22 protein-coding genes and 1 pseudogene are annotated in these 23171 nt (G+C 42.0%); 9 read left to right on the plus strand and 14 right to left on the minus strand.

Annotated features, from left to right (window positions below; all coding sequences use genetic code 11):
• Positions 1-27 precede the first annotated feature (27 nt).
• Positions 28-273 (plus strand): DUF1289 domain-containing protein, encoded by a 246-nt coding sequence (locus tag HUS61_RS12385; protein ID WP_175078657.1) that lies wholly within the window; start codon positions 28-30, stop codon positions 271-273.
• On the opposite strand, the gene HUS61_RS12390 is transcribed toward HUS61_RS12385, so the two are convergent.
• Positions 270-971, minus strand: coding sequence for a transporter substrate-binding domain-containing protein (locus HUS61_RS12390; protein WP_258535993.1), 702 nt, complete (start codon positions 969-971; stop codon positions 270-272). The genes HUS61_RS12385 and HUS61_RS12390 overlap by 4 nt on opposite strands.
• 153 nt (positions 972-1124) lie before the next feature.
• Here HUS61_RS12390 and HUS61_RS12395 point away from each other — a divergent pair, with 153 nt between their 5' ends.
• From HUS61_RS12395 to HUS61_RS12405, 3 genes are read left to right on the plus strand one after another with little or no spacing between them, the layout of a single operon-like run.
• Positions 1125-1325, plus strand: coding sequence for a DUF3283 family protein (locus tag HUS61_RS12395; RefSeq protein ID WP_036966037.1), 201 nt, complete (start codon positions 1125-1127; stop codon positions 1323-1325).
• 2 nt (positions 1326-1327) lie between these two features.
• Positions 1328-1753 (plus strand): GNAT family N-acetyltransferase, encoded by a 426-nt coding sequence (locus HUS61_RS12400; RefSeq protein WP_175082570.1) that lies wholly within the window; start codon positions 1328-1330, stop codon positions 1751-1753.
• Between the two features lie 15 nt (positions 1754-1768).
• A complete protein-coding gene (locus HUS61_RS12405) occupies positions 1769-6274 on the plus strand; it encodes an EAL domain-containing protein (protein ID WP_175082571.1) in 4506 nt (1501 codons plus the stop codon).
• Between the two features lie 22 nt (positions 6275-6296).
• On the opposite strand, the gene HUS61_RS12410 is transcribed toward HUS61_RS12405, so the two are convergent.
• Both HUS61_RS12410 and HUS61_RS12415 read right to left on the minus strand, forming a co-directional pair.
• Positions 6297-7250, minus strand: a complete 954-nt coding sequence (locus tag HUS61_RS12410; RefSeq protein ID WP_282658909.1) for an ion transporter — start codon at positions 7248-7250, stop codon at positions 6297-6299.
• A 9-nt stretch (positions 7251-7259) separates the two neighbouring features.
• Positions 7260-9929, minus strand: coding sequence for a bifunctional acetate--CoA ligase family protein/GNAT family N-acetyltransferase (locus HUS61_RS12415; protein WP_175082572.1), 2670 nt, complete (start codon positions 9927-9929; stop codon positions 7260-7262).
• 169 nt (positions 9930-10098) lie between these two features.
• Between HUS61_RS12415 and HUS61_RS12420 the strand changes: the two genes are divergently transcribed.
• Positions 10099-10815, plus strand: a complete 717-nt coding sequence (locus tag HUS61_RS12420) for an SIMPL domain-containing protein (RefSeq protein ID WP_054562750.1) — start codon at positions 10099-10101, stop codon at positions 10813-10815.
• On the opposite strand, the gene HUS61_RS12425 is transcribed toward HUS61_RS12420, so the two are convergent.
• From HUS61_RS12425 to HUS61_RS12450, 6 genes and pseudogenes are all read right to left on the minus strand, one after another.
• Positions 10804-12060, minus strand: a complete 1257-nt coding sequence (locus tag HUS61_RS12425; protein WP_175082573.1) for a lipopolysaccharide biosynthesis protein — start codon at positions 12058-12060, stop codon at positions 10804-10806. The two genes, HUS61_RS12420 and HUS61_RS12425, sit on opposite strands and share 12 nt — an antisense overlap.
• A gap of 4 nt (positions 12061-12064) precedes the next feature.
• Entirely contained in the window at positions 12065-12748 is a 684-nt protein-coding gene (locus tag HUS61_RS12430) for a hypothetical protein (RefSeq protein WP_175082574.1), read from the minus strand.
• Positions 12749-12847: 99 nt separating this feature from the next.
• Positions 12848-14683 (minus strand): DUF885 family protein, encoded by a 1836-nt coding sequence (locus tag HUS61_RS12435; protein WP_175082575.1) that lies wholly within the window; start codon positions 14681-14683, stop codon positions 12848-12850.
• Positions 14684-14723: 40 nt separating this feature from the next.
• Complete coding sequence (gene hemW / locus HUS61_RS12440) at positions 14724-15857, minus strand: radical SAM family heme chaperone HemW (RefSeq protein WP_175082576.1); 1134 nt, start codon at positions 15855-15857, stop codon at positions 14724-14726.
• A complete protein-coding gene (locus HUS61_RS12445; RefSeq protein WP_175078650.1) occupies positions 15854-16453 on the minus strand; it encodes an XTP/dITP diphosphatase in 600 nt (199 codons plus the stop codon). Before HUS61_RS12445 ends, hemW begins: the two co-directional genes overlap by 4 nt.
• 7 nt (positions 16454-16460) lie before the next feature.
• Positions 16461-16802, minus strand: a pseudogene (locus tag HUS61_RS12450) (DUF4426 domain-containing protein); the annotation flags it as partial.
• On the opposite strand from HUS61_RS12450, the gene HUS61_RS21910 reads away from it, so the two are divergent.
• A complete protein-coding gene (locus tag HUS61_RS21910; protein WP_353956784.1) occupies positions 16788-16862 on the plus strand; it encodes a hypothetical protein in 75 nt (24 codons plus the stop codon). The pseudogene HUS61_RS12450 and the gene HUS61_RS21910 overlap by 15 nt on opposite strands.
• Before the next feature lie 97 nt (positions 16863-16959).
• Here HUS61_RS21910 and HUS61_RS12455 read toward each other — a convergent pair whose 3' ends face one another.
• The 3 genes from HUS61_RS12455 to HUS61_RS12465 are packed head-to-tail and all read right to left on the minus strand — an operon-like array spanning position 16960 to position 19069.
• The gene (locus tag HUS61_RS12455) at positions 16960-17493 is read right to left on the minus strand and encodes a YggT family protein (protein WP_054562743.1); all 534 of its coding nucleotides are present in this window, start codon (positions 17491-17493) and stop codon (positions 16960-16962) included.
• A gap of 23 nt (positions 17494-17516) precedes the next feature.
• Positions 17517-18338, minus strand: coding sequence for a pyrroline-5-carboxylate reductase (gene proC / locus HUS61_RS12460; RefSeq protein ID WP_062566131.1), 822 nt, complete (start codon positions 18336-18338; stop codon positions 17517-17519).
• Between the two features lie 17 nt (positions 18339-18355).
• Positions 18356-19069 carry a YggS family pyridoxal phosphate-dependent enzyme gene (locus HUS61_RS12465; protein WP_175078648.1) on the minus strand — a complete coding sequence of 238 codons (714 nt, stop codon included), beginning with the start codon at positions 19067-19069 and terminating at the stop codon, positions 18356-18358.
• A gap of 1 nt (position 19070) precedes the next feature.
• Here HUS61_RS12465 and HUS61_RS12470 point away from each other — a divergent pair, with 1 nt between their 5' ends.
• From HUS61_RS12470 to HUS61_RS12480, 3 genes are read left to right on the plus strand one after another with little or no spacing between them, the layout of a single operon-like run.
• A complete protein-coding gene (locus HUS61_RS12470) occupies positions 19071-20111 on the plus strand; it encodes a type IV pilus twitching motility protein PilT (protein WP_054562740.1) in 1041 nt (346 codons plus the stop codon).
• 14 nt (positions 20112-20125) lie between these two features.
• Entirely contained in the window at positions 20126-21259 is a 1134-nt protein-coding gene (locus HUS61_RS12475; RefSeq protein ID WP_054562739.1) for a PilT/PilU family type 4a pilus ATPase, read from the plus strand.
• Entirely contained in the window at positions 21260-22132 is an 873-nt protein-coding gene (locus HUS61_RS12480; RefSeq protein ID WP_258535995.1) for a hypothetical protein, read from the plus strand.
• On the opposite strand, the gene ruvX is transcribed toward HUS61_RS12480, so the two are convergent.
• On the minus strand, positions 22129-22578 hold the full coding sequence (ruvX, locus tag HUS61_RS12485) for a Holliday junction resolvase RuvX (RefSeq protein WP_054562738.1): 450 nt from the start codon (positions 22576-22578) through the stop codon (positions 22129-22131). The genes HUS61_RS12480 and ruvX overlap by 4 nt on opposite strands.
• A 20-nt stretch (positions 22579-22598) precedes the next feature.
• The gene (locus HUS61_RS12490) at positions 22599-23156 is read right to left on the minus strand and encodes a YqgE/AlgH family protein (protein WP_054562737.1); all 558 of its coding nucleotides are present in this window, start codon (positions 23154-23156) and stop codon (positions 22599-22601) included.
• Positions 23157-23171 lie beyond the last annotated feature (15 nt).

Genomic DNA, 23171 nt, shown 5'->3' on the forward strand with positions numbered 1-23171 from the left:
AATATTACTTATTAACCGGCATTTGTGATGCAACAGATTGAAATATTTGAAATTCCAAGCCCTTGCAAAGGAATATGCCAAGTTAATAACCGAGGCTATTGTAAAGGTTGCTACCGTAGTCGTGATGAGCGCTTTTATTGGAATAAGTTTACCAATGCAGAAAAACGTAAAGTCATTAGCTTATGCCAACAGCGCTATAAACGTTTCCTTCAGAAAAAACAGCAGGCAGAGCTGCAACAAAAAAATCCTGAGCAAGGCGGTTTTGATTTTTAAAATTTACTGAGGCTGTATTTCGATTTTAAAAATTGCACCGTGCCGTTTTCATCAAGCTTTTTAAGTACTTTAGTTAGTTGCGGAATAATCGCTTTATGTCGTTTATGCACAAAGTGAAAGCTCTGCATCGGCATTAAAACCTGTTTATGAAAGGCTGTTTGATCAAACCCCGGGTGCTTAGTCGACAGTAAAAATTCTAGTAATATTGTTCCTTCAACACGTTTTTGCGTGAGTAAGTTAAGCTGCGCAGTGACATTTCTGACCTTGATCACATCACCATCAAATGGATGGTTATCGATATAACTCTGTGCAGCCGGGTAGCTTGACTGAATTGCTAACGATTTAAGATCTTCATATTGGCATTGTCGGCAGTTTTTCAGTAGCACTAGATTAAAATCAAAAAGCGGATAGTCTACTTTCAATAAATTAGGGTAATCATCTTTAACATTGGCAATGCGGCCAAGTTGCCCATCGAGTACTCCTTGATTCGCGGCAACCAAGGCATTTTGATGATTAAAGTCGATAATATGGATCTCATAGCCAATTTCTTTGTATGCCATTTTAATTAAATCAATAACATAGCGAGCTTGTGGTGTATCGGCGGGGCGATTAAAGATCAATAAATTAGTGCTGGCACTACTTGAGAAGCAAAAAAACAGCAAAAAAAAGGCAAATCTGTGACTCAGATACTTCGACAACGTGCGTTCCTTGCGTACATAAATTGCTCGTTAATTTACTGATATGTGTTTCCAAAATCAAGCTTATCCGTGGGCTTTTTAAGCTAATAAAAGGGATTAAAGCCTGTTAATTTTGTTATACTTGCAAAATCAAAAATTTATTGCTGAGAAAGTATGAGTTTCAATTTATGTAAATTGCCACGAGAGCAAAAATATCAAATTCAATTGGATTACGAAGCGTCTTTTTGGGCTTATCAAATAAAGCGCGGTAAGAACACTCGCGAAGGTGTTTACACTGCAATAAATAATCGCCCTATGTCTGAGCAAGCTTTTCTTAAGCAGCAATTTGAGCATTACCTTTCGTTAATGAGCTAACCATGGCTGTGTTTAGATTTTGTTTACTTGAGCCAATTAAAACGCCGTTAGTAAACAAATTTTATGATAAACACAAGGCTCGCGGCAGAGCGAGCAAAGCTGACCAAGTATGGGTTGCTTACAAAGGAACAGAAATAATTGCCGCTTGCCGAGTTCAAAACCAAGCTGGGCTGTTATTTTTGTCTACCCTTTATGTTGATGAAGTATGGCGGGGTCAAAAAATTGCCTCACAATTACTTGCGGCTGTCACCGCCGCACAAAAAGGGACAGTTTTTACCTTCGTGTACCAAAATCTGATTGATTTTTATCTACAAAATGGGTTTAACTATGCATTAACATTACCCAATTCTTTGCAATCGTTGTTTGAGGTATATGCGCATCGAAACGTAGTTGCGATGCACTTTACGCGTGACACAGTGCCAAGTTAGCAATTTGGAACGTCAATGACTAAGTTCTTCTCCAGTATAGCGTTATTTTTTATTTTGACCTGTGGCTTGTTTAGCCATCCCGCTATCTCGCAGGTAAAACGTTTATCAACCAGTGAAGGCTTATCGCAAAGTTATGTAAACACTATGCTTATCGATAACAGTGGCTACTTGTGGTTATCGACTGAAGGTGGCCTCAATCGCTACGATGGTTATCAGGTGGTTCATATCAAAGGCCCTAATGGTGAGCTTGAAGATGCCATCATTGACCGTATTTACCAAGATCCACAAGGCTATATCTGGATAGCTTCACTACAAGCGGGTTTATTCCGCTATGATCCCACTTCCGATACTTATCAGCAGTTTATTGCTAAACCAACCACTGAAGAGCAAATTTTTATTGAGTCGGTGTTTAGCATGGTAGCTGTTGATGACAAAACACTTTGGCTAGGGCGAGGCTGGGATTTTGCCAAACTAGACTTAGAAACGAAAAAAATCACCTCTATTTTTGAAATTCCTGAGCGAGTTAAAAGCAGTGTTATTCGAGAGCTTTTCGCGTACCAAGGTTATATTTTTATGGGCACCAGTAATGGTGCTTATGTCTATGAGCTGGCATCAGGAAAAGTCCGTAAACTTGAGCATTTGCAAAATGAGCCAACTCATATTTATCAAAATTATGTGAAATCGTTCGCTATTATCAATGAACAAACATTGCTAGTGGGGGCTGTTAGAGGGCTTTATCAGGTTGATATTAGCAATTTAAAAGCCATGTTTGATACCCCAGACATCGCCTTTAAAAATAAAACACTCATCAGTGAATTAAATATTTGGAAGATTATTCCTGAGGCTAACTCTATTACGCTTGGCACTGATAAAGGGTTATTTGAATATAACCCTGAAACGGGTGAGTTAGCTAAGAATATGCGCCTAAAGGAAAGTGGTTACACACTAGCTGACACCAGCATTATTGATATTGTGAAAGACCGCTCTGGTGGAATGTGGCTGGCAACCAAAAATGATGGTGCATTCTATCAGTCATACGACAATTACAATTTTATCAATGTAACAGCCAACTCATTAACAGGCGATGGGCTATCGCATCATTCAATTTGGAGTATCACTGAGTTTCAAAATCGTCTTTGGCTTGCCACCCATAATGGTTTAACAGCGGTTGATTTAGAAACCTACGAAAGTGAAGTGTTTTTAAAAGATTATCAGGTTGACCTTATAACTACTGAATTCAGTATTTACCAAATCATGCCGTACAAAGATAAGTTATGGCTGCATACTAATCGCGGTATATTAAGCTTTGATCCGAAAACCGGGCAGGCCACCCCAGTCAAAGCCGCAAACCCCGAGAACCAAGTTTTAATTAACGATTGGGTGCATGGCATATTGTTGATGCCATCGGGGGATCTTTACTATGTTCACCCTGATTACGGCATGTTTGTTTATAATATCGATAGCCAAAAAGTGACCCGACTAGGCGGCAAGTTTGATGAGTTTGAGCCGTTTTTAGCCTACGGATTTTTACCTGCGTTGTCGTCAAACCCAAAAGCGCCGTTATTTTATAATGCAGGTATTCTGTATCAAGTTGACCCTGATACATACGAGCTCTCGACGATTTACAAAGTGCCTGAACAGCATGAAAATGTTGCTGTGAATGTGATGTCTTACATCATAGATAACAACAATGTGTTGTGGTTATCGCTTTCAAACTTTGGCTTAATCGGCTTAGACGCCAGCACTTACGAACATATTTATACCATCGACCTTGAGAAGAATAAGTTAGGTACTTTGTTATACGACATGGTGCTTGATGAAGCAGGTATGATCTGGATGAGTAGCCACAAAGGACTTTGGCGACTGAACCCTGATAATTTACATTTTCAGCAATTTACTGGCTCAGAAGGGTTATTCTCAACCGAGTTTAATAGTGGTGCATTTACTAAGCTTGAGTCAGGGCAAATTGTCTATGGTACGCTAAAAGGCTTTACCTATTTTTACCCTATGGATAACCACTATCAACAAGCTTTAATTGATCACGTAAATATAACTAACCTTGATTTGATGTCGCGCGATTTACCCGCTGAGCTAAAACAGCCAATCGATAGTGTCGTCCTTGAGCATGATGATATAGGCCTTGAAGTTGCCTTTTCGGCGATGGCATTTAACTATCAAGAACGTATCATCTATGAATATCAGCTGGGTGATGGTCAAAAAACTTATACCCGCAATAACAACCGAGTGCTCTTCCCAAAACTCAGTGCAGGAAAATACCACCTTAAGGTATGGGCAAAAGATCCATTAACCGGAGAGTTAACGCCGCCGGCAATTTTAAATATCGAAGTGAAATACCCACCTTGGCGTGCACCTCACTTTATTGTTTTGTATGTAATTTTGGTTGCTCTGTTTGTTGCTGCATGGGTGTTTAGACGTAACCGTATGCAACAAATATTGCTAGCCGCCCATAAAGAAAGTAAAGAGAGTGAAGCACGCTTAAAACTTGCTCTTGAAGGTAGCCATTCTGGAGTGTGGGATTGGTCTTCGCAAAGCCCTATTATTTATCAGCCGCGCCTTAAAAATGAGTTAGGTTATGAAACAGACAGCGTTAATTTAGATGATTATTTAGCAAAGATTCACCCCCATGATAAACAAACTTTCCGGTTAGAGTGGTTAGAGTTTTTATCTACACAAAAAGGCTACTTCAATTGCACCTACAGGCTGCGCCATGCTGATGGCAATTGGCGTTGGTATAAAGACTTTGGCAAAGTGGTTGAGTGGCAAGACAGCGCCCCTGAAAAAGTAGCTGGTACCTACACAAATATGACCCGAGAGCTGGTATTTGAAGAAAATGCCCGCTTGTTTGGTGCGGCATTTGAACAAACTCGCGACTGGGTGTTTATCTTAGATAAAAATCTGCGTATTCGCGCTACCAATAAGTCATTCCAAGATGCCTTTGGTTTTCCTGCAGAGCCTCGCTCTAGCCGTTCGCTCACACTTGGAATGCCTATATCTACCCGTATCCATTACTTACGCATTATGCAAAAACTTGAATCGGGTGAGCACTTTTCAGCCGAAGATGTTGTTGAAGTTGCTGGCGGTGAAAAGCGCCAAGTATTAATAAAAATAAGTGCGGTTGCAGGCAATAATCGCCAACTTGATAGCTATGTGATTATAGTTACTGATATTAGCGCGCAAAAGCTGGCTGAAAATGAGCTGCATCTACTGGCCAACTACGATGCTTTGACGGGACTGCCAAATAAAACCTTGTTCAACGACCGAGTCGTTCACGCTATTGAACAAGCTGATTACCATCAAACAAAAGTGGCGTTATTAAACGTTAATATTAAGCGCTTTAAGCACTTTAATGATTCGCTAGGCCGTGAAGAGTCTGATGAATTAATTAAGCGTGTTGCTAAGCGTTTAAAACAGGTGTTGCGTCCACAAGATAGCGTGGCTCGTTTTGATGGTGACGAGTTTGTTATCCTTGCCGAAGATTTTAAACAGCTTGATGAGTTACTGCTGTTATGTGCAAAAGTGATGGATTGTGTCGATACTCATATTGAATTGAGCCAGCAAGCTGTAAAAGTGAACCTGAGTGTTGGTGTTGCTGTTTACCCTGATGATGCAAAGGACACCAAAGCCTTATTAAAAGCCTCTAATGTGGCAGTGTACCACGCGAAAAGTCATGTTGAAGGCTGTTATCAGTTCTATAAGCAAGAAATGAATTTACAAGTGCAGCGTACTTTGCACCTTGAATCACAGTTAAGTAAAGCTTACCAAGAACATGAGTTTTGTAATTTTTATCAGCCAATCGTGAGCGCTGAGACTCGCCAAGTGGCGGGGCTTGAAGTGTTGTTACGTTGGCCGAGTAATGATGAATATAAACCAGAAGACTTTGCAAATGCAGCAGAAAGCTCCGGGCTAATCACCAAAATTATGCTGCAGACTCTATCAAGAGCATTGATTGAGCTGCGCCAATGGCGTACCACGCATCCTGATTTATATATTTCTATTAATCTCTCTGCCCTTGATTTTGAAAGCGAAAATCTGGTTGAGAAAATACATCAATCAATAAGTGCAATTAAAGTACCTGCGAGCGCGCTAGTGTTTGAGATCACCGAATCAGTGATGATGCACGATTCAGATAAAGCGCAGCAAAGTATGGAAAAACTCAAAGCCCTAGGCTGTCGTATTTATATGGATGACTTTGGAACGGGTTATGCGTCACTGACCTACTTAAAACGTTTTCCGGTTGATGTGCTGAAAATAGACAAAAGCTTTGTTAATGATATTGGAATTGATAAAGGTGATGAAGCGATTATCAACTCAACGCTTACCTTAGCAAAAAGTTTGGGTAAAGAGTGTGTAGCAGAAGGAGTTGAAAACCGCACGCAATTGCAGTTCTTACGCTCTTTAGGCTGTGAATATTTCCAGGGTTATCTGTTTAGCAAACCTGTGGCAGGTGATGAAGTGAAAGCGCTTTTAGATACCCAGTGGGATGATGAATTTTCAGGGTAAAGCTAAAGCTTTACCCTTTATGTTAATCTTGGCGTTTACCACAGTGGCGGCAATACAGATTGCGATTGCGGTTTTTAAGTTCGTTATGAATCGCTTTATTCGCCTCTTGCTGACTTAAACCCAGTTTATACCGTAAGTTTTCTAAGTGTTCTTCTTCAACAGGTGATAAGTGCCCATCTTCAACGGCTTCGTGGACTGCATCGGTAAACACTTGTCTGCGTTTACGTAACTGCTCAGAAAAGCTTGAGGCCAACAAACCGGTTGGAATAGCCACCATACCCATACTCACTAGTGTGATGGCACCACCAAATAAGCGACCAAGGGGAGTCACAGGAACGACATCGCCATAACCAACAGTTGTTAATGTCACCATTGCCCACCACATTGCTGCAGGGATAGAGCCAAATTTATCTGGCTGTACATCGTGTTCAATTAAGTAAATACCGCATGAAGCAATGATCAGCACTACGGCCATAATAAAAAATGCCGCAAGTAGTGAACTACTTTCTTCTTTGAACGAGTTTAATAATAGCTGCATCGCCCTTGAATAGCGTGTCAGCTTAAAGATACGCATTAACCTAAGCACTCGTAAGAAGCGCAAATCAACACTCACAAAGACCATCAGAATGGTAGGTAAAATCGCGATAAGATCAATTAGCGCCAACGGCGAAAAGAAATATTTAATACGAATTTTTGAATTTGTTAACGGGCTTTCTTTATGCACGCTTTTATCTACACAAGACCAAAGCCTGAGCACATATTCTAAGGTGAAGATACCGACAGAAATCAGCTCAATCATTAAAAATTCGTGATGATATTGCTTTGCTAAAGGGCCAACCGACTCCAGCACAATCGCCACCACATTGACCATGATCAGCGACATTAAAAATACGTCGAGAGCGCGTCCTATACGTCGATATTTACCGTTACCTTCAAAAACTCGTGCAGTGTAATTTCTTAAACGATGCAAAATAATGATCCAGTTTTAGTTAAGTTTTAGCACCATATTAATGCTGCCTTCTTCAAAGTCGCGGGTGATCTTAAACCCGAGTTTTCGTGCCAGTTCAATCATGCCAGTGTTTTCTGGCAAGGTAATACCAGCAATTTGTTTTACGCCTTGGTTCTTGCAATGCTCAATCGCCGCATTCATTAATATTGTGCCAAGCCCTAAACCTTGGCAATCAGAGCGCACCACAATTGCAAACTCAGCATCGAGTTTGTCTGGGTCCATAAGTACACGAGACACCCCTAATGTACAGGCTGAGCCATTTTGCTCTTGGCTAACAATAAACGCCATTTCTCGGTCATAATCAATTTGCGTCATTTTCGCGAGCTGATCATGGTTAAATTGCGGTAATTCACCGAAAAAACGCTTATATCTGTCTTCTTTACTTAATGATTGATCAAACTCTAAGTGAGCTTGCTCATCTTCTGGTTTAATTGGCCTTAGCTGTGCTTGGGTATTGTTTTTAAGGGTTACTTCTTTAACCAATTCAATCGGGTAGGGGCGAATACACAAGCGTTTACGATTCGCTTTTGCTTTGTAACGGCTAAGGCCGATAGTCGCATCAAGGACCAAAAACTGCCCGTTGCTGGCTAAAATAGGGTTTAATTCAACACTGGTGATATCAGGTTGATCGATAACAAGCTGCGAGATACGAGTGAGTAGGGCGCATAAACGGTATTTATCGACCTTTTCTGGTAGCACGCGGTCTTTAAGTACGCCTTTATCGTGCGCCGCAGCAATCAGGTATTTTGCCAAGTTCATATTCAGTGGTGGTAATGCCACTGCAGCTTGAGCGAATTCAAGTCCGGTGCCTGCTTCACCCAGTAAGATCACTGGGCCAAAGTTCGGCTCTGTTTTAATAGCGATTCGTAGCTCATTAGCACCTGCTCGCGGCGCCATCTTCTGCAATGAAAAGCCTTCAATATGGGCGTCAGGGTAGGTGTTTTTGATTCGTAGCAGCATGGCAAAGGCTGTTTGCTCAACTTCTTGTGCATCATTTAAATTAAGGACCACACCACCGACTTCTGATTTAGAAGGAATACTTGGGCTAATTAGTTTTAACGCTACCGGAAAGCCTAGTTCAATGGCTTGTTCTTTGGCTTCTGTTGGTGTGTAAGCAACCTCAGTTTGAATACAATCAATACCATAATGAGTGAGTATTTGGCTTGCTTCATGGGTTGATAAATAGCTTTGCTCTTCGGCTAAAAACTCATTTACGACATTGCGTGCTGCGTCTTTATTTATTTTTGCATCATCGGTGTTTGATTCTGGCGTTTGCGTTAAATGCTTTTGGTTACGGCGATAACTTACCAAGTGCATAAACGCACCAACCGCACCTTCAGGTGTACGGTAGGTCGGAATGGCATTATTAGCGCAGACCTTTCGCGCAGCATACGCGGCATCTTCACCCATAAAGTTTGTCATAACATAAGGGCGAGCCATCTTCGGGATTTTTTCTAAGGTTTCGACAATAATCTCAGCATAGTCTTCACTCGGTGCAAGCGCAGAAGGGGTATGAATGATCAGCAGGTTTTTAACTTCTTTGGCTTGCAGCAAGATTTCTAAGGCTTGTTGATATCGCCTCGGTGCTGAGTCACCAAAAATATCCACCGGATTCGAGGTCATTTCTGATTGTGGGATCACTTTATTCAGCGCTGCTCTGGTCTCGTCGCTAAGCTCTGCCAGTTTCCCTGAGCTTTGCAAAAGCGTATCAACCGCCATTACACCTGGGCCGCCGCCATTGGTTAAAATAGTCAGCTGTTCGACTTTAAGTAGTTTGGGGTGCATTGCCAGTGTTTGTGTCGCAGCAAAAAGCTCTCGTAAGTCATTTACCCTTAGCATACCCGCTCGCTGGAATAGCGCATCATAGACCGCATCAGAGCTTTGTTTGCCACCAGTGTGTATTTCTGCAGCAAGGGCTCCGGCACTGGTTTTACCGGTTTTAATGGCAATGACGGGTTTGCTAAATGCAGCGGCTCGCGCTGCAGAAATAAAGCTGCGAATATCTTCTATATTATCGATATACAACAAAATAGCCTTGGTTTTTGCATCTCGACCTAAAAAGTCGAGTAATTCATCAAAGTCGATATCAAGGCAATCACCCACAGACACAAAATATGAAAAACCAATCTCTTTGTTCTTCGCCCAATCAAGAATCGTTGAGCAAACCGCCGCTGATTGCGATACAAAGGCGAGCTTTCCGGGGCTTGCAACGGTATGCGAAAAACTAGCATTTAAGCCAATGTGAGGAATAAGTAAGCCCAAGCAATTAGGACCAAGTAAAGAGACATTTGCCTCAGCAGCTGCTTCTTTTAATGCGTGCTTTTGGTCGGCGTTTAAGCCGGCTGCAATCACCACTGCATGTTTACAGCCAAGCTCCCCAAGCTCATTAATGATGTTGATTAAGGTGTTTTTATTAGTACAAATAACTGCAAGATCAGGTACTTTTGGAAGTGCAGCAATGCTCGGATAGGCTAGTACGCCGTGTACTGCGCTGTGATTTAAACTAACAGGCATGATTGGGCCTTTAAAGCCCCCTTGTAAAAGGTTGCGCATAACCACAAACCCCGCTCGGTTAGGAGAATTTGAGGCGCCAATGACCGCGACTGATTTAGGGTTAAAAAATTGGCTAATACGTTTAACGCTCATGCTGTTTCCTTCGCTTGCGCTGTTTGTTAAAACTTCAGGGTCTGTTAAGTTTAATACACCCAAACTAGAACTGACACGCTTCTAAAGTATTAAAAGTTATACTCATAAGATAACCTGTTTATAACTACTTTTCGAGTCAAAAACAGTGACCTACATCAAGGAGAAAAGCATGAATAAAGCGCAACCATTTAATATCGTTATTGCAGCGTGTGCATTGGCGGTTGGTTTGCTTGGATTAGGTTTTATTTTGAAAAGTGCAGCCCTTGATGTGAAAGGCATGGAGCGCACTGTTCACGTTAAAGGGTTAGCTGAAATGGAAGTGCCAGCCGACACCGTAATTTGGCCGTTACAGTTTTCTGATGCCGATAACAACCTTGAAAAATTAGTGGGGCGGGTTGAAGAAAAAAGCGATGCAGTCGTTGCCTTTTTAAAGCTACATGGTTTTAGTGATGAAGAAATCAGCCTTGGTAGTCAGTCAATTATTGATAAACAAGCCCGTGAGTATGGCGGGGAGAATCAACAGTTTCGTTATATTGCCCGTAATAATGTCATTGTTTATTCAAATGACATCGAAAAAGTGCAACATGCGTTAGGCGCAGTAAGCCAATTAGCCAAGCAAGGCATTGCGATAGTACAAGACAATTACGAAACGCGTATTCAATATTTATTTAATGGCTTAAATGAAATTAAGCCAAATATGATTCAAGAAGCAACCGAAAAAGCCCGTGAAGTGGCAATGAAATTTGCCAAAGATTCACAGTCTAAATTAGGTAAAATTAAAACAGCGCGTCAGGGGCAGTTTTCAATTTCTGATAGAGATTCAAACACACCTCAGCTGAAAAAAGTGCGTGTTGTTACCAGTGTTGAATATTATCTATCTGACTAAACCCAATACCACAGATAAAGGCAGCCGCATGCGTGTGCATACAATCACCATGCGGCAAAGCGCACCAAGCATAAAGCCACCACTAAATGCCACAGCCACCCCCAATAAGCCAAACTGATCCTTTAAAATTATAGCCATCAATACGGTGACACTGGTTGCGCCTAGTAATACGTACAAGTTGATGAGTGGGTTGCCTTTTAATTTGATCATACTACTAGCTAAAATTCTCGCTGGTAGTAACAATTGCCCGAGTAACAGTAGCATTAAAATCCAAAACCCTTCTTGTAATTGGCTTTCGCCATAGAGGCTGAGTAGTGGTTTTGCGAGCAAGGCGAGTAGCAAGATAGCGGCAAAGTTAAAGCGCCATACCACTTTCATTAACTCGCTAAGTTGCTGCTCGGTCGTTTCATCGGCCATTAAAATGGGTTTTAAATATTGGTTGGCCGCATTGCCTAAAATCGTTAGTAACCCGGCGATCACTACCGCAGGAAAGAAGATACTCACGCCTTGTGCGCCAAACCAGTGATGCACCAGTAATACATCGAGTTTTGCTACTAATACGGTGCCTGCGCCACTGGCGAGCATGATTAAGGAGTCTTTACACCATTGCTTGGTTTGGTAGCGGGCAGTGCTTGCGACGAGCATTTTTTTGATTAACCAATATTGATAAATGACTACGCACAAGATGCTACAAAACAACAAGATACAAATCTCGACTAAAGATAAATCGCCACGTATCAAGTACACGAAAAAGCAAAACCCCGCGGTTAGCAATTCAAAAATACACTGCTGCGTTATCAGGCCAATTTTTGGTTTATTCAAAGCCACTAAAAAAGCCGATTGGCTTTGCATAATGGCGCCAATCGGCACCAGTAACAGTAAATAGACCACATGCTCTTGAGCGCTTTGGTGCGGTGAAATAGCCTGAAAGCTAATCACCACAGCGGCGACAAAAATCACTCCGAATAAACAAGATGCCGCTAAATAAACATGTTTTAAGCCACGTAGTAAATCATGTTGCTGGGCTTTGTAGAGCGGGTAGCTAATACGCATTAAAGACGATGCAAACCCCATACTCGCGGGTAATAACAGAATTTCACACAGTGCGAGTAACGCCGCGAAAGTACCAAACTCATCAGTACTTAATATCCTTGCAAGGCATAAGGTAAGCACAATACGGCTACCGTGATTAAGGGCTGTAAAACTGCTGAGCGATAAAAACGCTTTAACAACATCCTTATTCATGGAGTTATTGATTGAGCGCGTTTAGTAACTGCGCTGTTGGCACTTGCAAATAGGCCGCGCACAGTAGAACTTTACTGTCGCTACTCGTTGGTTGATTGGCAACATAAAATTGCTTAAGGGTATGTATTAAGGCGCTGACTGCGCTAGGGCTATGGCTTTGGTCGACTTCCATCATAGCTAATAACGCAGAGAACTCATGTTTGGCTAGCATTTGGGTCGTACTATTTTGCGCTATAAAGCAACCAATAGGAGTGAGCTGCTGTTTATTTAATGTTTTTAACGCTTTGCCTAAGCTTTCGTTGCTTTCAAATAACATTAACGAACGCAAGTAATTAAAGGGTAGGTTATAAGCCTGACATTGCGTAAATAAATGATGTAGTAAGGTATTGCCCTGATTGTCTGTTACACAAAAAGCATTTTGAAACTTAAGACCAGGCGTGAAAAAGCTCAGTTTATCGATATCATCAATTAAGGCTACAGCTTCACTTGGCAGCGGGTATGCTTCGAGTAAATGCGCTGCCACATTTTGTAAAAACAAGTATTTAACTTCACTACTGCAAGCTAATTGATAAATGTGCTGTAATTGTGCCGCTTGCAAAACTCCCGATAAACTTTGGTAATCGGCAATGAGTTCTTTTAACTGATGATGTTGAAGTCGGCTGTTCAATTGCTCAATCGCGCTTTGCATGGAAATACTCGTTTTTTATTATTTATACATTTATAGCTCAACTACTTGTTTAAATAAATAAAAAAGGCCGCTGAGCGGCCTTTTTCAAGTCTTTATTGGTTAAGCTGCTTGTTTCTTAGCAACCCATTGGTCAACAAACTTCTCTAGTACATTTAACGGTACTGCACCATTTTTAAGTACTACATCGTGGAATTCACGAATATCGAATTTATCGCCTAGTTTTTCTTTAGCCGCTTCACGAAGCTCTAAAATTTTCAGCATGCCCACTTTGTATGCCGTTGCTTGTGAAGGCATTACAATGTGACGCTCAACCATTTTAACGCCATCAGACGTCGCATTTGGTGTGTTATTTACGTAGTAGTCGATACCTTCTTGACGTGTCCACTTCATAGCGTGGATACCTGTATCTACTACTAGGCGACATGCACGCCATAATTCCATCGCAAGACGACCAAAATCTGAATATGGGTCTTCGTATAAGCCCATTTCTTTTGGTACTAGCTCTGAGTATAAACCCCAGCCTTCAACATACGCTGTGTAGCCGCCAAACTTACGGAACTTAGGTACATCTTCAAGTTCTTGCGCGATAGCAATTTGCATGTGGTGACCCGGAATACCTTCGTGGTACGCAAGTGCTTCCATTTGGTATGTTGGCATTGCTTCCATGTCGTAAAGGTTTGCGTAATAAATGCCTGGGCGTGAGCCATCTGGTGCAGGTTGTTGGTAGAACGCTTTACCTGCTGCTTTTTCGCGGAATGCTTCAACAGCTTTAACTTTAAGGTCAGCTTTTGGCTTAACAATGAATAGCTCGTCTAGACGAGATTTCATGTTATCGATAAGCGCTGTTGCCTCATCAAGGTAACGTTGTTTACCTTCAGCGGTGTTAGGGTAGTAGAACTGCTTATCAGTTTTCATGAATTGCATGAATGCTTTAAGGTCACCTTTAAAGCCTACTTTGTCCTTAATCTCACGCATTTCGTCGTGAATACGCGCGACTTCAGCTAAACCAATTGTGTGGATTTCTTTTGCTGTTAAATCAGTCGTTGTGGTACGTGCTAAAGCATTATTGTAGAACGCTTCACCGTCAGGGAATTTCCAAGCACCATCGCGGTCATCAGCGCGTTTTTCTAACTGAGCTAAGAAGTTAATTAGCTTAGTGTAAGAAGGCTTTACTGCTGCTTTTAGGGCTTTTTCAGCATCGCTGATAAGTGCTGATTTTTCGCTATCGGCAATCTCTAACGCATTAACTTTACGTTTAAAGTCAGCTAGTAACGTTGAGTCTTCACCGTCATGGAATGGGGCGCCGCGTAAGATATTCTTGCTTGAATCAATCACGTGTGGAAAAACAAACTTAGGCGCGATAATGCCTTTATCTGCACGTACTTCAAGGTCTGTGATTAGCTGATCAATAACCGTTGTAACACCATTTAAACGTGAGATATACGCTTTAGCATCAGATACATCGGCAATTTGATGTTGGTTGATTAAAAACGCAGGGATCATCGAGTGAACACCAAACATTTGGTTCACAGGGTAGTTGTAATGACGCCATTTGAAATCAGCAATTTCGTTTTCTAAATCTTGCTTTTTAAGGTCGTAGCTTACTTTTGTTGCGTCATCTAATAGGTCGCGGTTAATTGCGTTAAGCGCAACTAGGTCAGCTTTAGTTTGTTCAAAGTCTTCTAAAACGCGCTCTTCGCTGCCATCGTCCCATTTGTCGTAATCTTTTTTGATGCCCATGTATGTTTGATAGATCGGGCTTTTCATTACATCACGGTTAAAAGTATCTTCGAAGAAGGCATTAGCTTTATCGATTTCACTTTGTACAGGTTGGCTTTGTACACTTGGTGCAGGCTTCGGTTGCTCTTGCATTTGTTGGCAGCCGCCAAGTAATGCAACACTTACCGCCGCAGCGATGAAGGTCAGTTTACGCATTATCGTTCCTTTGTAGTTGTTAGAAATTTAATTATAATTCTTAAACGAATAATTCTAGCAGGTCATTTAAAAAGCGGTGGCCTTTTTGGCTTACCTGCCAGTTATCTTTATCATCAATTAGTAAGCCTTTTGCAATTGCATCAGTCAAGGCTTGTTCCTGACTTTGCAGTGACAAACTTGTAAGCAAAGGTAAATCAGCTTTGGGGCAGGGTTCGACTAAACGAAAACGATTCATAAAGAATTCAAAAGCTAAGTCGTCTTCTGCTACTTGCCATTGTTCGTATAAATACGGTTTGGCAAGATCCATATAACCTCGAGGGTGTTTTACTTTCACCGTACGGGTGATGACTTTATTTTCATCAGTAATTTTACCATGGGCACCGCAGCCGATACCGAGATAATCGCCAAATCGCCAATAATTCAAGTTATGACGGCATTGGTAACCGGGCTTCGCGTAGCCTGAGATCTCGTATTGCTCATAACCTGCTGCTGCGAGTAACGCTTGACCTTGTTCTTGAATATCCCAAAGGGTGTCGTCATGAGGTAAGGTCGGTGGTTTAGAAGCAAACTGAGTATTTGGCTCAATGGTTAGTTGATACCACGAGATATGAGGTGGATTAAGGGCGATAATTTTTTCAAGGTCACCCAAGGCGTCTGCAACAGATTGCCCAGGTAAGCCATGCATTAAATCAAGGTTAAAACTGTTTAGCCCCGCTTGATGCGCCTGTTTAGCCGCATAACTTGCTTCATCAGCACCATGAATACGGCCAAGGGCTTTTAGCTTGTCATTTTGCATGCTTTGCACACCAATCGAAATACGATTGATGCCAGCGGCAACATATTCTTTAAAGCGACCGGTTTCGACAGTACCAGGGTTTGCCTCTAGGGTAATTTCACAGTCATCAGTTAGGCCAATTAATTTATCGACTTCACCAAGTAGGCGAGTATAAGCGTCACCGGTTAATAAGCTTGGGGTGCCGCCGCCAATAAAGATGCTGTGGATTTTACGTCCTTGCACTAAATGCAAATCGGCCTTGAGATCATCAATAAGATGCTGAACGTATTCTTTTTCGGGGATCGTGCCTTTTTGGCCATGGCTATTAAAGTCACAGTATGGGCACTTTTGCACGCACCAAGGCACGTGCACATATAAACTTAAAGGCGGTAAACTCACAGGCCGCCTTTTTGCTGCAATTGCGCAAGTAGTTGTTTTAAAGCTTGGCCGCGATGGCTAAGGGCATTTTTTTGCTCTTTAGTTAACTGAGCGCTAGTACATTGCTCAGACGGTACGTAAAAAACAGGATCATAACCAAAACCACCTTGACCATCTTGGCTATGGGTGATTTCGCCTTCCCAACTGGCACTACAAATAAGTGGTGTAGGGTCGTCGGCGTGGCGCATTAATACTAACACACACCAAAAACGCGCACTGCGAACTGGGTTATCAGCAAGCTCTTTCAGTAGCTTGTCGATATTATCTTGATCGCTGGCACCCGCTCCGGCAAAACGTGCAGAGTACACACCTGGTGCACCATTTAGACCGTCTACTTCAAGGCCAGAGTCATCAGCAATCGCAGGCATGCCTGTGATCTTTGCTGCATGGCGCGCTTTAATAATGGCGTTTTCAACAAATGTGGTGCCTGTTTCTGGCACGTCTGGCACTTGAAAATCGCTTTGTGGAACCACGTTAATATTAAGTGAGCTGAGCATACTTGCCAGCTCTTTTACTTTGCCAGGGTTACCCGTGGCTAAAACCAAGGTGTTGTTCATAGGTCTATTAATCTACGTAAAATTTTTGCTGAAACTTCAGCGTTTGTACTTTGCCATTTTGATTAATTTCGATATCAAAACGGTAAATTTCTTCGTTGCTGTAATCGATTTGCGCGAGGTAATAAATCGCATCGCCTTCCACAACTTCTTTAAATGTAAGCTGTTTTTTATTACCAAGTAGGTTACGTGCAGTGCCAGTTAAAGTTGCAGTCTGCGCAGTTTTATCGCTGTTTTTTAATACCGAAATATTAATAATCCCTTTGCTAGGGCTACGCTCTAAATCATAGTTTTTAGCAATGTTTGGCTGAATAAAAGTTGATGGAAATGCAATGTAATGAACTTCCCAAGGGCCAAGAACCTTGTACTGAGCGCCTGCTTGTTCATCAGCTTTGGCAAAGGTTGTAAATAAACTCAATACAATCAAAGAAAAATAAATAAATTGCTTCATGGTATATCTCACTTAACAAAAGAGGCCTTTCGGCCCCTTACTGCTTAACGTTAAACGCTTAGCCAATTAAATCCATTACTAAAAACTGTAAAAACTGTAGACCAATAATCAACACTAAGATTGATAGGTCTAGACCACCTAGTGGTGGGATAACCTTACGAATGGGACGTAACATCGGCTCAGTTAGCTGGTGGAATACAGCCTCAATTGGGTTGTAGCCTTGGCTTACCCAACTTAGTAAAGCACGAATAATTAATACCCAAAATAGTAAGTTTAGGCCTTCTTTAACTACCGTAATTAACGCTTGAATAAATACCGGACCTGGCGCCCAAGCGTTATAAAACATCAGAAAAATAACACTGAGTTTTGCTACAGCAACTAAATAAGCAAGCACTAACGAGGCAATATCAAAGCCACCCACTCCTGGGATGATTTTACGAAGTGGGTTCACTGCGAACGAAGTGGCTTTCACCACAAACTGGCTCATAGGGTTGTAAAAGTCAGCTTTTGCCGCTTGTAACCAAAAGCGTAAAAGGACCACCATTAAAAAGAGATCAAAAATAATCCCAACTAAAAAGTGCATGGCTTGCATAGTTTTACCTTCAAAAAGTAAGCTTAAAGTTCTTTTTCCATCGCTTCAGCGCGAGCAATACAGGCATCCATTGCATCTGCAACTGTGCCGACTAAACCTTGTGATTTAAGATGCTCAACAGCTTCGTGAGTCGTCCCCCCTTTAGAGGTTACGTTTGCACGTAGCTGAGAAATACTGATGTCTGGTTGCGAAAGAGCCATTTCGGCAGCACCCAGTGCGGTTTGTTGCACTAAACGGCGTGCATCTTCATCACTAAAGCCAAGTGCTTTCGCTTTTTCTTCAATAGCTTCCATAAATAAGAAGAAGTAAGCAGGTGATGAGCCTGTAACAGCAATGATGTCGTTGATTTGTGACTCTTGCTCAACCCAAACAACAATGCCTGTACACTCAAAAACTTGTTGTACAAACTCGTGCTCTTCAGCAGTTTCGCCAGCGCCATATAGACCTGAAACACCACGACCTAGTAATGATGGTGTATTAGGCATACAACGCACCATTTTCACATCTTGACCTAGCATTTCACGTAAACGGCTAACGGTAAGGCCTGCTGCTACTGAAATAAATAGCTTGTCGCTAAAATCAACGCCTGAATCTTGGAATGATTGGCAAAGATCGCCCATCATTTGTGGTTTAACAGATAAGACAATCACATCTGCATCGCGAAGTGCCGCGTTGTTATCCGCGGTAGTTTGCACCCCGAAATCAGCAGCAACCTTAGCTAATTTTTCTTGGTTGCGATTGGTTGCAATGATGTTTTTTGCTGCAAAACCGTTCTTTACCATGCCGCCAATGATGGCGTAGCTCATGTTACCCGTGCCTATAAATGCGATTTTTTTGTCTGACATATGTCTGTTATCACCTTTTAATTTCGTTGGCCAAATATATCCGTGCCAATGCGTACCATGGTTGAACCTGCTGCAATCGCCGCTTCAACATCGTTACTCATACCCATCGACAAGGTGTCTACTTGGGGATATTGGGCCTTTAGTTTATCAAAGCAAGCGCTTAATTGCTCAAAATATTGTAATTGTAGCTGGGCATCGTCGGTTTTGGCAGGAATCGCCATCACACCGCGCAGGCATAAATTAGGACATTGATTGACGAATTCGGCCAATGCCATTAGCTCGTCTGGGTGGCAGCCTGACTTAGCCTCTTCTAAACTAATATTAACTTGAATTAATACATTGAGCGGGGCTTTGTCGGCTGGTCGTTGCTCATTAAGACGTTTTGCAATTTTAGTGCGGTCAACACTTTGTACCCAATCAAAATGCGTGGCTACTTGGGCACTTTTATTTGATTGAATAGGGCCGATAAAGTGCCAAACAATGTCTTTATAATCTGCCAGTGCTGTAACTTTTGTTACCGCTTCTTGAACGTATGATTCGCCAAACTGGCGTTGACCATGCTCATAGGCAGCAATAATATCGTCGGCAGGTTTTGTTTTTGAAACAGCCAATAGGCTGATTGATTGCTCATCGCGGTGATTATTTTTTGCAGCTTGAGCAATTCTTGCGTAGGCGGATGTAAGTCGTTCTGCTATTGTAACCATATAATTATCAGTTGGTTGTGGAGTCATAATGGATATTACCGAATTATTGGCCTTTAGTGTGCAACACAAAGCCTCGGATTTACACTTGTCATCAGGCGTATCACCTATGATACGTGTTGATGGTGATGTGCGTCGTATTAATATTCCAGCATTAGAACAAAAAGATGTAAATAGTCTGGTATACGATATTATGAACGATAATCAGCGTAAGGACTACGAACAAAATCTCGAAGTGGATTTTTCTTTCGAAGTACCAAACCTTGCGCGTTTTCGTGTTAACGCATTTAATTCAAACCGTGGCCCTGCGGCGGTGTTTCGTACTATCCCAAGTGATGTTTTAACGCTGGATGATTTAGGTGCGCCTGATATTTTTAAAACTATTTCCGATAATCCACGTGGTTTGGTGCTAGTCACCGGGCCAACGGGTTCTGGTAAATCAACCACATTAGCGGCGATGGTTGATTATATTAACCAAAATAAGCATCACCATATTTTAACTATCGAAGATCCAATCGAATTCGTACACGAGAATAAGCTGAGCCTTATTAACCAGCGTGAAGTACACCGTGATACGCATAGCTTCTCTAATGCGCTTAGAAGTGCACTACGTGAAGATCCGGATGTAATCTTAGTGGGTGAGCTGCGTGACCTTGAAACAATTCGCTTAGCGATGACTGCGGCAGAAACAGGTCACTTGGTGTTTGGTACCTTGCATACTACCTCTGCACCTAAAACTATCGACCGTATCATTGACGTATTCCCAGGTGAAGAAAAAGACATGGTACGTTCAATGTTGTCAGAATCATTACGTGCCGTAATCTCGCAAACTTTACTTAAAAAAGTGGGCGGTGGCCGAGTTGCAGCTCACGAGATCATGATAGGTATTCCTGCAATCCGGAATCTGATCCGTGAAGATAAAATTGCACAAATGTATTCATCAATTCAAACCGGTGCATCGCATGGTATGCAGACCATGGATCAATGTTTAGCAAACTTAGTTAACTACGGCATTATTACAACCAATGATGCGCGAGCTAAAGCGCAAGATAAAACCCAATTTGGTGGTTAACGGAGCTATTTAAAATGTCTTTACCTTTAAATCATTTTTTACAAGTTATGATCGACAAAAAAGGCTCAGACTTGTTTGTTTCGAGCCAGCTGCCTGTCAGTGCAAAAGTAAACGGTGAATTAATACCTTTAAGCGATGAAAAACTCTCTGATGAGGATTCACTTGCTTTGGTCGAGTCAGCAATGAACGACAAACAGCGCAAAGAATTTCATGACAGTAAAGAGTGTAACTTTGCAATTGCAACTGATGAAGGCCGTTTCCGTGTTTCTGCTTTTTGGCAGCGTGATAGAGCGGGTATGGTTATTCGCCGTATCGTAACGCAAATCCCAGATGTCAACGAACTAGGTTTGCCATCAACATTAACAGACGTGATTATGGCAAAACGTGGTTTAGTGCTGTTTGTGGGTGGTACGGGTACGGGTAAATCAACCTCGCTTGCAGCGCTTTTAGGTTATCGTAACCGCAATCAGCGTGGTCATATTCTTACCATTGAAGATCCTATCGAATTTGTTCACGAGCATCGTAAAAGTATCATTACCCAACGTGAAGTTGGTTTGGATACTGAAAGCTTTGAATCAGCGCTGAAAAGCTCGTTACGTCAAGCACCTGATGTGATCTTAATTGGTGAGATCCGTTCACAAGAAACCATGGAATACGCACTCAGCTTTGCCGAAACTGGTCACTTGTGTGTGGCGACACTGCATGCGAATAATGCCAACCAAGCCATTGACCGTATCATGCACTTAGTACCAAAAGAAAAGCACGATAAGTTAAAGTACGACTTAGCACTTAACCTTCGCGCCATTGTTGCTCAGCAGTTGGTGCCAACTTCCGATGGGGAAGGGCGTGTTGCTGCTATCGAGATTTTGCTTAATTCACCTATGGTTGCAGAGCTCATCAAGCGTGGTGATATTGGCTCTATCAAAGAAACCATGGCTAAATCGAAAGAAATGGGCATGCAGACCTTTGACCAAGCCTTATTTGAGCTTTATAAACAGCGCCGTATTAACTACGCTGATGCGTTACACCATGCTGACTCGCCAAATGACTTACGCCTAATGATTAAGCTGCAAAACAATGAACAAAGTGGTGCGGGCTTCTTACAAGGCGTGACTATCGATGGTCTTGATGGAAAGAGTGACGAATAAATGTGTTTGCGAGTAAATTTAATCGGTTGGTTATTTTTATTGCTGAGTACCTTTCAGGTATATGGCAATGATAATAAAAGCGTGGTTATTTTTATTCGCGATGATGTTTATGACGATTACAGTCGCTTTTTGAATGGTCGCAAACCTCTTGAAGTTAAAGACTTCAGTGGTGCCTACATACGCCGTGATGTGGTCGATATGATCATAGCTCAACAAGCATTGAGTTTAGGCGGTTTTACCAAGCCATTTCGTTATCACAAAGGCAATGTTAATTATCGCAATACCAAGCTGTTAGAAGATGGCCAGCTACTATTAAGCTTCGATAGTGTTTGGTCTGTTGATGCAAAGCAGCTAGTTGAGTCGGTATATATCTCTGATCCTGTGATTAGAGATGGTGAGTATTTTGCAGGTATATTCACTTCACCGAACAATAAGAAAGTGCAGCAAGTAAAACAGCTTGCTGACTTTAAACAATTAACAGCAGTGTCAACGCCACGCTGGCAAACCGATTGGCAAACGTTATCTGCTCTGCCCTTAAAAGAGTTGCTCAGAGAAGATGAGTGGCTTGGGCAAGTCCGCACTGTATCGATGCAGTGGGTTGATTTTATGATGATGCCCTTAATGCCTAGCCTCAATAATCGCTATACATTAGAAAACATTGAACTGGTAGCTGTGCCAAACCTAGTGCTCCAGCTTAATGATAGCCGTCATTTTATTATTTCGAAGAGTCACCCCGATGGAAAAGCGGCCTTTGTTGCAATTCAAAAAGGGCTTGCGCAGCTTCGTAAAACAGGCGCAATTGAAAAAGCCTACCGAGAGGCAGGCTTTATTCCAGATTTAAACGATTATACGGTGATTAACAAGGCGCTTTAGTCGCCATAAAACTGCTCAAAAAAGCTTTCTAAGATGATCACCGCAGACATATTATCAACATTACCTTTACCAAGGTTTCGGTAGCCACCTTGTTCGAACAAACGCGCTTTGGCATCTGCCGTTGTTAGTCGTTCGTCCTGCGTTTCAACCGGTATAGCAAAGTGGTTGTGTAAGCGATTTGCGAACTTCTTAGCTTTAAAGGTAACTTCTTGATTGGTGCCGTCCATATTAAGCGGTAAACCAACCACCATTAAATCTGGTTGCCACTCATCCACCTGTTTTTTAATAAGTTGCCAATCAGGGATCCCATCTCTCGCTTTTACAGCTTGTAAGCTTGATGCTGTTCCAGTGAGTTCTTGACCAATGGCAATACCAATACTTTTGGTGCCAAAGTCAAAACCCATTACGGTGCGTTCACCGAGTGGCTTAAAAGTTCGTTTTGTCATAGTCTTAAAATTTATAAATGTTAGGCGTGGCCAGCTTCAGAGCTTAATTGCCCGATATCAAAACCCAGCATAGAAACGGCTTTTTCCCAGCGTTTTTCAACGGGTGTGTTAAAGATGATCTCAGGATCTGCTTTGATAATTAACCATGAATTCTCTAGCAGTTCTTGCTCTAGCTGTCCTTGATCCCAACCAGCATAACCCAGTGTGATAATAAATTGTTCAGGTGCTTCACTCGTGGTCAGGCTTGCTAACACATCTTTTGAAGTGGTGATCATAATATCACTACTAAGTTTTTGACTCGCTGCATAACCTGGTTTTGGTGAGTGCAAAACAAATCCGCGATCGGTTTTTACAGGTCCGCCTGCGTACACAGCTAAACCTGCAGCTTGCTTGCTTTTGTCGTTATCAATTTCGATTTTATCGAGTAGCTCGCCCACGGTGATATTGATAGGCTGGTTAATTACCAAGCCCATCGCACCATCTTGATTGTGCTCACAAATGTAAGTGACTGCACGCTTAAAAAAAGGGTCTTGCATGCTCGGCATCGCGATTAAGAAATGATTCTCTAATGACTGCATAGGTCGCCCCTTTTG

The organism is Pseudoalteromonas sp. 0802, assembly GCF_013350085.1.
In the GTDB taxonomy this organism is placed as follows: Bacteria; Pseudomonadota; Gammaproteobacteria; order Enterobacterales; family Alteromonadaceae; genus Pseudoalteromonas.